Raw genomic sequence first — 13,425 nt, 5'->3', positions numbered from 1 at the left:
CCGCCCGCTCTACGAGCGCTTCTGGGGTGCGATCACCGACCATCGTCGCAACGGTTCACACCGATGCCCCGAAGCTGGAGCCAGCGCTGTCCACTCAAGCTGCGACCCTGATCGCGAACGTCGTGTCCGCTGCTGACGCGGAGTTCCATCCGCCGTCGATCAACGAGTTCTTCCCCGACGCCATCTTCTTCGAGGGCACCGTCTTCGCGATCACGCGCATCAACCTCATCCAGATGCTGGCCACGGCCGTCCTCGTGATCCTCTTCCTCGTGGGTACGCGGCGCATGAAGCTCGTGCCGGGTCGCTTCCAGAGCGTCGTGGAGATGGGCCTGGACTTCGTGCGGGTGAACATCGCGCACGACCTCCTCGGGCGAAAGGACGGCAACCGGTTCCTGCCGATCCTCACGACGATCTTCTTCATGGTGCTGTTCATGAACCTCACGGGTGTCATCCCGTTCCTGAACATCGCCGGGACGAGCGTCATCGCGGTGCCGCTGCTGCTCGCGGTCGTCTCCTACGTCACCTTCATCTACGCGGGCGTCCGCAAGAGCCCCGGCAAGTTCTTCAAGAACTCCCTCATGCCCTCGGGCGTGCCGTGGCCGCTGTACATCATCATCATCCCGCTCGAGTTCCTCTCGACCTTCATCATCCGTCCCGTCACGCTGACGCTGCGTCTGCTGATGAACATGATCGTCGGGCACCTCATGCTGGTGCTGTTCTTCGCCGCCACCCAGTTCTTCATCATCGGCCTCGGCGGCTGGTGGTCGGCCCTCGGCGCCGGCACCCTCGCCTTCGGCTTCGCCTTCACCCTGTTCGAGCTCCTGGTGGCCTTCCTCCAGGCGTACGTCTTCACGATCCTCACCGCGGTCTACATCCAGCTCGCGGTCGCGGAAGAGCACTGAGCGGCCCGGCACACGCCGAGCCACCCAATTGAAAGGAAAAACCCCGTGGACGCAACTACGGTTCTCGCCCAGGTCTCCGGTTCGATCGCGACCGTCGGCTACGGTCTCGCCGCCATCGGTCCGGCCATCGGCGTGGGCATCGTCGTCGGCAAGACGATCGAGGGCGTCGCTCGCCAGCCCGAGCTCGCCGGCCGCCTGCAGGTCCTGATGTTCATCGGTATCGCCTTCACCGAGGCTCTGGCCTTCATCGGTATCGCGACCGGCTTCATCTTCGGCTTCTGATCCCGCACCCTCGACGTAAGGAGACAGGATGCTGAACGCTCTTGTCGCATTCGCCGCGGAGCACGCGGAAGAAGCGGCGCCGAGCCCGCTGATCCCGGCCTGGTACGACATCATCTGGTCGGCGGTGTGCTTCGTCGTCATCCTCTTCGTGTTCTGGCGCGTCGTGCTGCCGCGGATGCAGAAGCTGCTCGACGAGCGCGGGGCGGCCATCGAGGGCAACATCGCGAAGGCCGACGAGGCGCAGCGCCAGGCCGAGGCTGCTCTCGAGCAGTACACGGCGCAGCTGGCCGAGGCCCGCAAGGAAGCCGGTGAGATCCGCGAGGCCGCCCGTGAGGACGGCAAGAAGATCGTCGCCGAGGCCAAGGACACCGCGGCCGCGGAGGCTGCGCGCATCACCGCCACCGCGCACACGCAGATCGAGGCCGAGCGCCAGACCGCGCTCGTGTCGCTGCGCAGCGAAGTGGGCACCCTTGCCCTCGATCTCGCCGGCAACGTCATCGGCGAGACGCTCTCCGACGACCAGAAGGCCCAGGCCGTCGTCGACCGGTTCCTCGCCGACCTCGAGGCATCCGAAAAGGCGGCTCAGTAATGGGCAGCGCGACCACTCAGGCGACCGAGGCCACGACGGCCGCCCTCGCGTCGGCGCAGGGCGTCGACCTCGAGGTGGCGAGCGAGCTGTTCGCCGCGGCGCGCGCGGTGGGCGGATCGTCGCAGCTGAGCGGCGCCCTCGCCGACTCGGCGGCGGCACCCGCCGCGCGCACGAAGGTGGTCGCAGACGTCTTCGGCCGGGCCCTCAAGCCCGTCACGGTGTCGCTGCTGACGACGCTCGTCGGGCAGCGCTGGTCGAGTGCCTCCGACCTGCTCGACGGCATCGAGGAGCTCGCCGTCCGTGCCGCAGCCGTCGCCGGAGCGAACGACGACGTCGAGGCCGAGCTGTTCGCTTTCTCGCGGACAGTCGCGCAGAACCCTGAGCTCGAGCTCGCGCTGGGCAGCCGGCTGGGTGATGCGGCTGCCAAGGGCGCGCTGATCGCGACGCTGCTGGGGGATCGGGCAAACGCCGCCACGACGCTGATCGTGTCGTCCCTGGTGCAGCAGCCGCGCGAACGCCGCGTGCGCGGCCTTCTCAACCGGGCCATGCGTCTGGTCGCCGACCAGCGCGGACGATCGGTGGCCACCGTCGTGACGGCCGTAGCGCTCGGCGACGCGCAGCGCGAGCGCCTCCGGGCCGCGCTGGCGGCCAAGTACGGCGCAGAGGTCGCCCTCAACGTCGTCATCGACCCCGCGGTCGTCGGTGGTCTGCGCGTGCAGATCGCAGACGACGTGATCGACGCGAGCATCTCCACCCGGCTCGCGGATCTCCGCCAGCGCCTGGCGGGCTAATTCCACACGCTTCGCGCCCGCCACGGGTGCAGATCTGGGGGCCGAAAATCCCCCCAACACGAAGGAACGACAATGGCAGATATCACCATCAGCCCCGACGTCATCCGTGACGCGCTGAAGGACTTCGTCGCCGCCTACGAGCCCACCGGTGCCGCCGCATCCGAGGTCGGCACGGTGGTCGACGCGGCCGACGGCATCGCTCACGTCGAGGGCCTTCCGGGCGTCATGGCCAACGAGCTCGTACGCTTCGCCAACGGGACCCTCGGCCTCGCGCAGAACCTCGACGAGCACGAGATCGGTGTCGTCGTGCTCGGCGAGTTCTCCGGCATCGAAGAGGGCCAGGAAGTCGCCCGCACCGGCGAGGTGCTCTCGGTCCCCGTCGGCGACGGGTACCTCGGCCGCGTCGTCGACCCGCTCGGCAACCCCATCGACGGTCTCGGCGAGGTCGCTTCCGAGGGCCGTCGTGCTCTCGAGCTGCAGGCCCCGGGCGTCATGCAGCGCAAGAGCGTGCACGAGCCCCTGCAGACCGGCATCAAGGCCATCGACGCCATGATCCCCGTCGGCCGCGGTCAGCGTCAGCTGATCATCGGCGACCGCCAGACCGGCAAGACGGCCATCGCGATCGACACGATCATCAACCAGAAGAGCAACTGGGAGTCGGGCGACGAGAACAAGCAGGTGCGCTGCATCTACGTCGCCATCGGCCAGAAGGGCTCGACGATCGCCGCCGTCAAGGGCGCGCTCGAGGACGCCGGGGCGATGGAGTACACCACCATCGTCGCGGCCCCTGCCTCCGACCCGGCCGGCTTCAAGTACCTCGCTCCGTACACCGGTTCGGCCATCGGGCAGCACTGGATGTACGGCGGCAAGCACGTCCTCATCATCTTCGACGACCTGTCGAAGCAGGCCGAGGCCTACCGTGCCGTCTCCCTGCTGCTGCGCCGCCCGCCGGGGCGTGAGGCGTACCCGGGTGATGTCTTCTACCTGCACTCGCGTCTGCTCGAGCGTTGCGCGAAGCTGTCGGACGAGTTGGGCGCAGGCTCGATGACCGGTCTGCCGATCATCGAGACGAAGGCCAACGACGTGTCGGCCTACATCCCGACCAACGTGATCTCGATCACCGACGGCCAGATCTTCCTGCAGTCCGACCTCTTCAACGCCAACCAGCGTCCCGCGGTCGACGTGGGCATCTCGGTGTCACGCGTGGGCGGCGACGCTCAGGTCAAGTCGATCAAGAAGGTCTCCGGCACGCTCAAGCTCGAGCTCGCGCAGTACCGTTCGCTCGAGGCCTTCGCGATGTTCGCGTCCGACCTGGATGCCGCCTCGCGGCGGCAGCTCGCCCGTGGCGCGCGCCTGACCGAGCTGCTCAAGCAGCCGCAGTACTCGCCGTACCCGGTGGAGGAGCAGGTCGTCTCGATCTGGGCCGGCACGAACGGCAAGCTCGACTCGATCGAGGTGTCCGACGTGCTGCGCTTCGAGCGCGAGCTGCTGGACGACCTCCGCCGGAACACGACGATCCTCGACACGCTCCGCGACACCAACGTCCTCGATGACGACACCGCCGCCGAGCTCGAGAAGCGCGTCGACGCCTTCGTGCTGGAGTTCCAGGCCGGCGACGGCCAGAGCATCGGGGCCCCCGGCACCGAGTCGGTGGAGGCGGCCGAGGTCGACGACGTCAACCAGGAGAAGATCGTCAAGGGCCGCCGCTAAAGCGGCACGGAGACAGGACCATGGGCGCACAACTGCGGGTCTACAAGCAGAAGATCAATTCTGCGCAGACCACCAAGAAGATCACGAAGGCGATGGAACTCATCGCGGCTTCGCGCATCCAGAAGGCGATGGCGCGAGTGCGCGCGTCGTCGCCCTTCGCGCGAGCGGTGACACGCGCCGTCTCGGCGGTCGCGACGCACTCGAACGTCGACCACCCGCTGACGACCGAGCGGGAGAACATCCGCCGCTCGGCCGTGGTCATCTTCGCCTCCGACCGGGGCCTTGCCGGTGCGTTCAACTCGCAGATCCTCCGTGAGGGTCTCGAGCTGGCCGAGCTCCTGCGCTCGCAGGGCAAGGAGGTCGCGTTTTACCTCGTCGGGCGCAAGGCTGTCGGCTACTTCCAGTTCCGCCGGCTCGCCACCGCGGCCGAGTGGACCGGCGACACCGACACCCCGCAGTTCCGGACGGCGGAGGAGATCTCCGCGACGCTCATCGACGCGTACAACCGCGGCGGTTCCGAAGGCGGCGTGGACGAGATCCACCTCGTGTACAACCGTTTCGTCAGCATGATGACCCAGAGTCCGGAGTCGGTACGCCTTCTCCCGCTCGAGGTCGTCGAGGCCGAGGAGCCCACCGGGGCCCAGGTCTACCCGCTGTACGAGTTCGAACCCGACGCGGAGACGGTGCTGGACGCTCTCCTGCCGGTGTACATCCAGAGCCGTGTGTTCAACGCCCTCCTGCAGTCGTCGGCGGCCAAGCACGCCGCGACCCAGAAGGCGATGAAATCCGCCAGCGACAACGCCGACAAGCTCATCACCGACTACACCCGCCTGCGCAACAACGCGCGTCAGGCGGAGATTACGCAGCAGATCGCCGAGATCGTCGGCGGCGCCGACGCTCTCGCGTCGGGCAAGTAAGCCCTCACAAGGAGAGAAGAAGCCATGAGCCTCACTGCCGAGAAGGCCGAGCAGACTCAGACCGCCGGTGTCGGACGCGTCGCACGCGTCACCGGTCCGGTCGTCGACATCGAGTTCCCGCACGATGCGATCCCGGAGATCTACAACGCGCTGAAGACGACGATCACGATCGGCGACGAGTCGACCGAGATCACCCTCGAGGTCGCCCAGCACCTGGGTGACGACCTCGTCCGCGCCATCGCGCTCAAGCCCACCGACGGCGTCGTCCGCGGCCAGGAGGTGCGCGACACCGGCGAGCAGATCACGGTGCCCGTCGGTGACGTCACCAAGGGCAAGGTCTTCAACGTGACCGGCGATGTCCTCAACGGCGCGCCGGGCGAGACGATCGAGGTCACCGAGCGGTGGCCGATCCACCGCAAGGCGCCGAACTTCGACCAGCTGGAGTCGAAGACGCAGATGTTCGAGACCGGCATCAAGGTCATCGACCTGCTCACCCCGTACGTGCTCGGCGGCAAGATCGGCCTGTTCGGCGGCGCGGGCGTCGGCAAGACCGTCCTCATCCAGGAGATGATCCAGCGCGTCGCGCAGGACCACGGTGGTGTGTCGGTGTTCGCCGGTGTCGGCGAGCGCACCCGTGAGGGCAACGACCTCATCCATGAGATGGAAGAGGCCGGCGTCTTCGACAAGACCGCCCTCGTGTTCGGCCAGATGGACGAGCCGCCGGGGACGCGTCTTCGCGTGGCCCTCTCGGCCCTGACGATGGCGGAGTACTTCCGCGACGTGCAGAACCAGGACGTGCTGCTGTTCATCGACAACATCTTCCGGTTCACGCAGGCCGGATCCGAGGTGTCGACGCTGCTGGGCCGCATGCCCTCCGCGGTGGGTTACCAGCCGAACCTCGCGGACGAGATGGGTGTGCTCCAGGAGCGCATCACCTCCACGCGCGGTCACTCGATCACGTCCCTGCAGGCGATCTACGTCCCCGCCGACGACTACACCGACCCGGCCCCGGCGACGACCTTCGCGCACCTCGACGCCACGACGGAGCTCTCGCGTGAGATCGCGTCGAAGGGTCTGTACCCGGCCGTCGACCCGCTGACCTCGACCAGCCGCATCCTGGACCCCCGTTACATCGGTGAGGACCACTACCGCGTGGCCACCGCGGTGAAGCAGATCCTGCAGAAGAACAAGGAGCTGCAGGAGATCATCGCGATCCTGGGTGTCGACGAGCTCTCCGAAGAGGACAAGATCGTCGTGTCGCGTGCGCGCCGCATCCAGCAGTTCCTCTCGCAGAACACCTACATGGCGAAGAAGTTCACCGGTGTCGAGGGCTCGACCGTCCCGATCAAGGAGACCATCGAGTCGTTCGACGCGATCGTCAAGGGCGAGTTCGACCACGTCGCCGAGCAGGCGTTCTTCAATGTCGGCGGCATCGCCGACGTCGAGGCGCGCTGGGCGCAGATCCAGAAGGAGAACGGCTGACATGCCGCTCCAGGTGCACCTCGTCTCGGCCGACGCCGAGGTCTGGACGGGTGAGGCTTCGCTCGTGGTGGCCAAGACCGTCGAGGGCGAGATCGGCTTCATGGCCGGCCACGAGCCGGTCCTGGCGATCCTCGCCGAGGGCCAGGTGCGCATCACCCAGACCAACGGCTCCAAGGTGATCGCCAACGCGCAGGACGGGTTCCTGTCCATGGAAGGCGACGACCTGACGATCGTGGCGGGCAACGCCGCTCTCGTCTCCTGACACCGGTCGCGAAGGGTCGCGACACGCCGTGCCACCTCGGTGGCGCACCGCGTGTCGCGACCCTTCGCGCGTGAGGACGCCATGCTGATCCTGCTTCCGCCGTCCGAGACCAAGCGTGCGGGCGGCGAGGGCGCCCCGCTGGATCTGGAGGCGCTGGCGCTCCCCGCGCTTCGGCCGCAGCGCGCCGCGGTGGCCGATGCCCTCATCGCGCTGGCGGCGGACGAGGATGAGGCTGCTCGGGTGCTGAAGCTGAGCGGCCGCCAGCGCGGCGACATCGCCGCCAACGCGGCGCTGCGCTCGGCGCCCACCCTGCCGGCGGTGGACCGGTACACCGGCGTGCTCTACGACGCGCTGGATGCCGCGTCGCTGCCCGCGTCCGCCCGTCGCTGGCTCGGCGCCCGCGCCCTGATCCACTCCGCTCCCTTCGGGCCGGTGGGCGCGCTCGATGCGATCCCGGCGTATCGCCTTTCCGCCGGCACGTCGCTGCCCGGCCTGCCGTCGCTGCGGCGGGTATGGGCGGATGCGGTGGCGGCGGCGCTGACGGCGGCGGCGCCCTCGTTCGTTCTCGACCTGCGCTCGGAGGCCTACGCCGCCCTGGGTCCCGTGCCCGAAGGCGTCGCATCCGCCTACGTCCGAGTGGTCACCCCCACCGGCCGAGCCCTCAACCACTTCAACAAGCACGCGAAGGGAGCGCTCGTGCGGGCGCTGGCCGTCGAGCGCCCGCGGATCTCCGGCGGCACGGCGCTTCGCCGGTGGGCGGATAGTGCGGGGTGGACGCTGCGTCCAGGGGAACCCGGCGAAGTCGAGCTCATCGTCGAGCACGGATGAGCGGCATCCCGACGTGGCGCTGTTCAGCCAACACTCAGGATCGCTAGCATGTGTGCCGCGGGGATTTCCCCGCCGTGCCACGGGCACGATCCATTCGGGAGGGCCTTACATGAGCTACAACTACGATGGCTACGGAGCCGCCGGGTTGCTGGCGTTCTTTGCCATCTTCGCCTTCGTCTTCTTCTTCATCTTCCTCATCTACTACGTCGTCAGCTCGTTCTTCTTCATGAAGCTGTTCGAGAAGGCCGGCGTCGAGGGCAAGTGGCGCGCCTGGGTGCCCGTCTACCGCGAGATGATCTTCGTCAAGCTCGGAGACCTCAACCCGTGGTGGTTGCTCGTGCTCGTCGGCGCCGCGTTCGTGCTGAACTGGATCCCGTATCTCGGCACGGTCCTTGGCTGGATCCTCTACGTGGCCATGGCGGTGTACACGCTGATGGCGGCGTACCGAGTGCAGACAAAGCTCGGCAAGGAGACGGCGTGGATCATCCTCGCCATCTTCCTGTGGATCGTCTGGCTCGGCATCGTGGCGTTCGACCGCTCGCGCTGGAACTCGAACATCCCGCGCGCACCGTGGGCGGACAGCTTCCTCGCTGACAACACCGTATGGCAGGGCGTTCCGGTGCAGTCCGCCGCCGGCGGATACGCCCCGCCGCCGGCTGGCGCTTACCCGCCCGCAGGCGGCGGATACCCGCCCGCCCCGACGGGGGGATACCCCGCCCCGGGAGGGGCGACGCCGCCCCCGGCGCCGCCCGCCGCTCCTCCCGCACAGCCGCCTGCCGCGCCGCCGGCGCCTCCCGCCGGGCAGCCTCCCGTAGACCCGCCGGCACCGCCGACCGAGCCGCCGGCGCCGCCCGCAGAACCGCCGCGCGTGTGATGCGCCGACGAGCCCCCGTCCGACGACGGGGGCTCGTCGCGTTGCCGCTAGCGTTGAGGCATGACGACTCCCGTTCCCCTTCGCCAGGTCGGCGACTCCGGTCTGCTCGTGTCCGCCGTCGGTCTCGGAGGGAACAACTTCGGCCGCGCGGGTACCCGCACCGAGACGATCGAAGGGACCCGCGCGGTCCTGGACGCCGCCATCGACGCGGGGGTGACCTTCATCGACACGGCGGACATGTACGGCAGGGAGTTCGGTCTCTCCGAGACTCTCCTGGGAGAGGCGCTCCGTGGCCGCCGCGACCGCGTCGTGATCGCCACGAAGTTCGGCCACGAGCAGTTCGCGCCGGCGACCGTCGGGGGTACGAAGGGGTCGCGCACGAGCATCCGGAGGTCCGTGGAGCAGTCGCTGCGGCGCTTGCAGACCGACTGGATCGATCTGTACCAGATCCACACGCCCGACACGTCCACGCCGATCGAGGAGACTCTCGATGCCCTCGCCGACCTCGTCCGGGAGGGGAAGGTGCGCTACCTCGGCCACTCGAACTTCACCGGATGGCAGGTCGCCGAAGCCGACGCGAGCGCGCGTGACAGCATCCGGTTCATCTCCGCGCAGAACCAGTACAGCCTGCTGGCGCGGGCGGCCGAACGCGAGGTGCTGCCCGCGGCGCGCCGCTTCGGTCTCGGGTTCTTCCCGTTCTTCCCCCTCCACAACGGGCTGCTCACGGGGAAGTTCACGCGGGAGGGCGGGCCGCAGGACAGCCGCATCGTGCGCCAGCGTCCGCAGGTGTGGCGTGACGCGCCATGGGATCGGCTCGAGGCCTACCGGGCGTTCGCGGATGACCGCGGCATCACGATGCTGGAGGCGACGATCGGCTGGCTCCTCGCCCAGGAGCCGGTGTCGTCGGTGATCGCCGGGGCGACCAGCCCCGAACAGATCCGGGCGAACGCGGCGGCGGCGGCATGGACGCCGACGGCCGAAGACCTCGCCGCGATCGACGACATCCTTCCGCTCCCGGCCGACCCCGCGGCCGGCTGAGGCCGGCCGGACCCGTCGGCGCACGGTCCATTAGGATGTGAGGACGCCGCGCGCCCGTGCGGTGCCCTGAACGGCGACCGGAGGATGTGGCGTGCCCGAGGTGACCACCAGCACCCACTCCGTTCGCGTGCAGGACGGCACGATCGAGCTGTCGTGGGCCGAGGTCACCGACACCGGCAAACGCCGCGAGGTCAACCAGGACGCCGTTCTCACCAGCTATCCGCTGTTCGTCGTCGCGGACGGCATGGGCGGTCACGTCGGCGGTGAGATCGCCAGCGCCAGCACCGTCGACCGGCTCCGGGCCATGGTCTCCGACGGCGCGGTGACCCCGAAGGCCATCGAGAAGGCCCTCGTCCGGGCGGTGAAGGACATCCTGTCGCACCCCGAGACCACCGACGAGGGCACCGGAACGACGCTGACGGGCGTCTTCCTCGACACGTCGCAGCATCCGGCGCACTGGGTGACGCTCAACATCGGTGATTCCCGGGTGTATCTCCTGCGCGACGAGGACCTGGTCCAGATCACGACGGATCATTCGGTGGTGCAGGAGCTCGTGGCCGCGGGCCGGCTGAGTCCGGAAGAGGCGGAGAACCATCCGTACGGCAATGTCATCACCCGTGCCGTGGGGCCCAGCGAGAACGCCAAGCCCGACTATGTCCGCCTGGACGTCCTCGACGGCGACCGCTTCGTCATCTGCTCCGACGGCCTCACGAAGGAGCTGACGGACTACGGGATCCGCCACTTCCTCGAGCAGAACGCCGATCCTGCCGACGCGGTGCGGTCGATGCTCGACGCCGCCCTCGAGAACGGCGGACGCGACAACATCACCATCGTCGTGCTGGACGTCCACCGCGTCGCGGACTGACCCTCCTCCACAGGCCGCCTCACACGCGAGCTTTCCCCCGATCGTCGAGGCGCGGGGAGTCGGTGCCCCCGCGGCGTGTGCACTGGTGACATGAGCGCGACCGGATTCGCCCCGTCGCCCGCACGGGCGGACGACGACGCCCCCCTGGTCCTGCCGACGCGACCGGCTCCGCCTGCGCGGCCGGGCGTCCCGTGGCTGGCCTCGGCCGTCCCGGTCGTCGGGGCGCTCGGATTCTGGGCGTTCACGGGATCGGCGTTCGTCCTGTGGTTCGCCCTGCTGGGTCCGGTGATCGCGATCGCGAGCGTCGCCGACGGCGTCCGCACGGCTCATCGGGATCGACGGCGCGCCGATCTCGAAGGGGCGCAAGCGCGCGAACGGATCCGCGAGCGCCTGACGGCTCAGCATGCCGCGGAACGTGCCGCGTGGGACTCGCGGCATCCCGACGTCGCAGGTTTTCTGGAGCGGCCCGAGCGGGTGTGGCGTGCCGCTCCCGACCGCGAGACGCACGTCGTCGTCGGTCGCGGCCGGATACCCAGCGCGGCGCGCGTGACCGGAGCCTCCGAACATCCCGACGACCTCGCTCTCGTCGCGGCATCACGCAGGCTCTCGGATGCGCCGCTTGCGCTCTCGCTCGCGGGCGGGTTGGCGGTGGTGGGGCCGCCGGTCATCGCTCAGGCCGTGGCACGCGCCCTCGTGCTCCAGCTGGCGTGCGCCCTGCCGCCGGGGGAGTGGGAGAGCGGGGGTGCCCCCGAGGGCGAGGAGTGGGTGGCGACGCTCCCGCACTCGCGCGCTGCGGGTCGGAGGCGGATGCGCTGGATCGTCGGCACCCGCGCGGTGAACGACGCCGAGATCGTGCTCCGGCAACTGCGGCCGGGTGAAGCCGTGCCGCCGGACTGCCGTGTCGTGATGTCGCTCCTCTCGCCCGCGCGAGCACGCGTGGAGGCCGACGGCGTGGCGGAGGAGGTGGAGATGGAAGGCGTCGGCCGCGTTCAGGCGAGGCACATCGCCCAGCAGCTGTCGGAGCGCGCAGCCGACGGGGGAGAGGTCGCGGCAGCTGTCGCCCTGACCGCTCTCCGCGCATCGGAGCGGACGAGGGATCGCCACGGGCTCCCTGTCGTCGTCGGCACGCGCGAGGGCGCACCGCTCGTCCTCGACCTCGTCGCCGACGGACCCCACGCCGTCGTCACCGGCATGACGGGGGCGGGTAAGAGCGAGCTGCTCGTCACGTGGGTGACGGCGCTGTCCGCGCGGTACACCACCGCCGACGTGTGCTTCCTGCTGGCGGATTTCAAGGGCGGCACGGCGTTCGAGCCGCTGCGCGACCTTCCGCACGTGACCGGGGTGCTCACTGATCTCGACGCGCGGGGAGCGGCACGGGCGATCACGAGTCTTCGTGCCGAGATCCGCGCGCGCGAGGCGCTCTTGGCCCGGGCGGGGGAGCGCGACGTCGCCTCGGTCGATGTGCCTCGGCTCGTGATCGTCGTCGACGAGTTCGCCGCGCTCCGCGACACCCACCCCGAACTGGAGTCTCTCTTCAGCGACCTCGCCGCGCGGGGGCGCGCGCTGGGCATGCACCTCGTGCTCGGCACGCAGCGGGCAGGGGGAGTCCTTCGCGACGCGCTCCTGGCCAACTGCCCGCTGCGGATCAGCCTGCGGGTCGCCGACCCTGCCGACAGCTCCGCCGTCCTCGGCTCACCGGACGCGGCCGCGATTCCCGGGGGCGAAGCGGGCCGCGGCGTCGCCCTGATCCGCCGCGCCGCGGATGCGCGGGCGGGACTCGTCCGCATCGCGATGACCACCCCCGACGACATCGCCGCGGCAGCGCACGGGGCAGGCCCCCGGCCGCGGGCGGCATGGATGCCCGAGCTCCCGCACCTCCTTCCCCTCGAGGACGTCGCCGGCGATGCGGAGCGCCTCGTGCTGGGCCTCCGCGACGAGCCGGAGCAGCAGCGTCACGTCCCCTGGCTTCTGCCGCCCACCGACCGCGGACTCCTCATCGTGGGTGGGCCCGGGAGCGGCAAGACCTCCGCGCTTCGCACGATCGCGGCCCAGGCGCCGGTGACCTGCTGGATCGGCACCGATCCGGAAGCGGCGTGGGACACCCTCATCGGGGCGGCGATGGTACCGCGTCCTCCCGGGAGCGTCGTCCTCATCGACGACCTCGACGCCCTGGCCGGGCGGTTCCCCGACGAGTACGCCCGGGCCGCGACCGCGGCGATCGAGGGCCTGATCCGCGACGCCGGCCACCTCGGCCTCCGCGTCGTCGCGACCGCGCAGCGGCTCACGGGGATCGCGGGTCGGGTCGCCGATCTGTTCCCGCGTCGCGTCGTGCTGGCCACCCCGACACGCGCCGAGCACGTCGCGGCCGGCGGCGAGGCCGGCGACTATGCGCCAGAGGCGCCCCCCGGCCGCGGGGTGGCGGATCGCCATCCCGTGCAGTTCGCTTTCGCCGCGGGTCAGCATCCGGAACAATCCCCTCCGGTGACGCTGTGGCAGCCGCCGGTCGGCGTCTCGGGCTACATCGGGCCCCGACGCGCGACGGGCCCGATCGAGCGCTGGGAGCGCACGGGGGTGCGCGTGCGCTCCGTGGACGCGCCCGATCCCACGGAGCCCGAGCCGGGCGGTGCGGTGCTCGTCACCGGTGACCCGGAACAGTGGCTCGGTCACCCTCGCCTCCTCGAGCGGATGCGCGCCGCCGGCGTGCTCGTGATCGACGCAGCCTGCCAGCGGGACCTCCGCATCCTCACCGGCGAGCGCGACCTCCCGCCGTTCGCCGACCCGTTGCGCGGAAGGGCGTGGCTGCTCACCCCTGGATCGGCCCCGCGCCGCGTGGCGGTGACCCCATCGTCGGCGAGCGGGTCTTGACCCGCCGACGAGCGCACCCC

Annotated in this window: 13 protein-coding genes; all 13 read left to right on the top strand. The window is 69.9% G+C overall.

The genetic code is table 11. From position 1 onward, the window contains the following. The first annotated feature begins 86 nt into the window (after positions 1-86). Positions 87-902, top strand: coding sequence for a F0F1 ATP synthase subunit A (atpB, locus tag ACTU3I_RS11005; protein WP_442926398.1), 816 nt, complete (start codon positions 87-89; stop codon positions 900-902). Positions 903-947: 45 nt separating this feature from the next. Beyond that, the gene (gene atpE / locus ACTU3I_RS11000) at positions 948-1,184 is read left to right on the top strand and encodes a F0F1 ATP synthase subunit C (protein ID WP_047542583.1); all 237 of its coding nucleotides are present in this window, start codon (positions 948-950) and stop codon (positions 1,182-1,184) included. A gap of 28 nt (positions 1,185-1,212) precedes the next feature. Beyond that, complete coding sequence (locus ACTU3I_RS10995) at positions 1,213-1,773, top strand: F0F1 ATP synthase subunit B (RefSeq protein WP_442925728.1); 561 nt, start codon at positions 1,213-1,215, stop codon at positions 1,771-1,773. Next, on the top strand, positions 1,773-2,564 hold the full coding sequence (locus ACTU3I_RS10990) for a F0F1 ATP synthase subunit delta (RefSeq protein ID WP_442925727.1): 792 nt from the start codon (positions 1,773-1,775) through the stop codon (positions 2,562-2,564). Before ACTU3I_RS10995 ends, ACTU3I_RS10990 begins: the two co-directional genes overlap by 1 nt. Before the next feature lie 72 nt (positions 2,565-2,636). Beyond that, positions 2,637-4,274 carry a F0F1 ATP synthase subunit alpha gene (gene atpA / locus ACTU3I_RS10985; RefSeq protein ID WP_442925726.1) on the top strand — a complete coding sequence of 546 codons (1,638 nt, stop codon included), beginning with the start codon at positions 2,637-2,639 and terminating at the stop codon, positions 4,272-4,274. 20 nt (positions 4,275-4,294) lie between these two features. Continuing rightward, the gene (locus ACTU3I_RS10980) at positions 4,295-5,191 is read left to right on the top strand and encodes a F0F1 ATP synthase subunit gamma (RefSeq protein ID WP_442925725.1); all 897 of its coding nucleotides are present in this window, start codon (positions 4,295-4,297) and stop codon (positions 5,189-5,191) included. Between the two features lie 24 nt (positions 5,192-5,215). Further along, the gene (gene atpD, locus ACTU3I_RS10975) at positions 5,216-6,673 is read left to right on the top strand and encodes a F0F1 ATP synthase subunit beta (protein ID WP_442925724.1); all 1,458 of its coding nucleotides are present in this window, start codon (positions 5,216-5,218) and stop codon (positions 6,671-6,673) included. A gap of 1 nt (position 6,674) precedes the next feature. Further along, complete coding sequence (locus ACTU3I_RS10970; RefSeq protein WP_442925723.1) at positions 6,675-6,935, top strand: F0F1 ATP synthase subunit epsilon; 261 nt, start codon at positions 6,675-6,677, stop codon at positions 6,933-6,935. 81 nt (positions 6,936-7,016) lie between these two features. Next, positions 7,017-7,763: a YaaA family protein gene (locus tag ACTU3I_RS10965; RefSeq protein WP_442925722.1), complete on the top strand. Its 747-nt coding sequence runs from the start codon at positions 7,017-7,019 to the stop codon at positions 7,761-7,763. 109 nt (positions 7,764-7,872) lie between these two features. Next, positions 7,873-8,637: a large exoprotein gene (locus ACTU3I_RS10960; protein ID WP_442925721.1), complete on the top strand. Its 765-nt coding sequence runs from the start codon at positions 7,873-7,875 to the stop codon at positions 8,635-8,637. A gap of 60 nt (positions 8,638-8,697) precedes the next feature. Beyond that, positions 8,698-9,675 (top strand): aldo/keto reductase, encoded by a 978-nt coding sequence (locus ACTU3I_RS10955; RefSeq protein ID WP_442925720.1) that lies wholly within the window; start codon positions 8,698-8,700, stop codon positions 9,673-9,675. Between the two features lie 91 nt (positions 9,676-9,766). Beyond that, complete coding sequence (locus ACTU3I_RS10950) at positions 9,767-10,540, top strand: PP2C family protein-serine/threonine phosphatase (RefSeq protein ID WP_442925719.1); 774 nt, start codon at positions 9,767-9,769, stop codon at positions 10,538-10,540. 90 nt (positions 10,541-10,630) lie between these two features. Continuing rightward, entirely contained in the window at positions 10,631-13,405 is a 2,775-nt protein-coding gene (locus tag ACTU3I_RS10945; RefSeq protein ID WP_442925718.1) for an FtsK/SpoIIIE domain-containing protein, read from the top strand. The last annotated feature ends 20 nt before the right edge of the window (positions 13,406-13,425 follow it).

It is taken from the genome of Microbacterium sp. RD1 (assembly GCF_052220165.1).
GTDB lineage: Bacteria > Actinomycetota > Actinomycetes > Actinomycetales > Microbacteriaceae > Microbacterium.
Note: the sequence above shows the minus strand (reverse complement) of the source record. Positions and strands in the feature narration are given on the sequence as shown.

What these genes read in the sequence shown, in the direction of transcription:
- ACTU3I_RS10995 (WP_442925728.1), top strand. Translation starts at nt 1,213, where the DNA reads ATGCTGAACGCTCTTGTCGCATTCGCCGCGGAGCACGCGGAAGAAGCG.
- ACTU3I_RS10990 (WP_442925727.1), top strand. Translation starts at nt 1,773, where the DNA reads ATGGGCAGCGCGACCACTCAGGCGACCGAGGCCACGACGGCCGCCCTC.
- atpA (WP_442925726.1), top strand. Translation starts at nt 2,637, where the DNA reads ATGGCAGATATCACCATCAGCCCCGACGTCATCCGTGACGCGCTGAAG.
- ACTU3I_RS10980 (WP_442925725.1), top strand. Translation starts at nt 4,295, where the DNA reads ATGGGCGCACAACTGCGGGTCTACAAGCAGAAGATCAATTCTGCGCAG.
- atpD (WP_442925724.1), top strand. Translation starts at nt 5,216, where the DNA reads ATGAGCCTCACTGCCGAGAAGGCCGAGCAGACTCAGACCGCCGGTGTC.
- ACTU3I_RS10970 (WP_442925723.1), top strand. Translation starts at nt 6,675, where the DNA reads ATGCCGCTCCAGGTGCACCTCGTCTCGGCCGACGCCGAGGTCTGGACG.
- ACTU3I_RS10965 (WP_442925722.1), top strand. Translation starts at nt 7,017, where the DNA reads ATGCTGATCCTGCTTCCGCCGTCCGAGACCAAGCGTGCGGGCGGCGAG.
- ACTU3I_RS10960 (WP_442925721.1), top strand. Translation starts at nt 7,873, where the DNA reads ATGAGCTACAACTACGATGGCTACGGAGCCGCCGGGTTGCTGGCGTTC.
- ACTU3I_RS10955 (WP_442925720.1), top strand. Translation starts at nt 8,698, where the DNA reads ATGACGACTCCCGTTCCCCTTCGCCAGGTCGGCGACTCCGGTCTGCTC.
- ACTU3I_RS10945 (WP_442925718.1), top strand. Translation starts at nt 10,631, where the DNA reads ATGAGCGCGACCGGATTCGCCCCGTCGCCCGCACGGGCGGACGACGAC.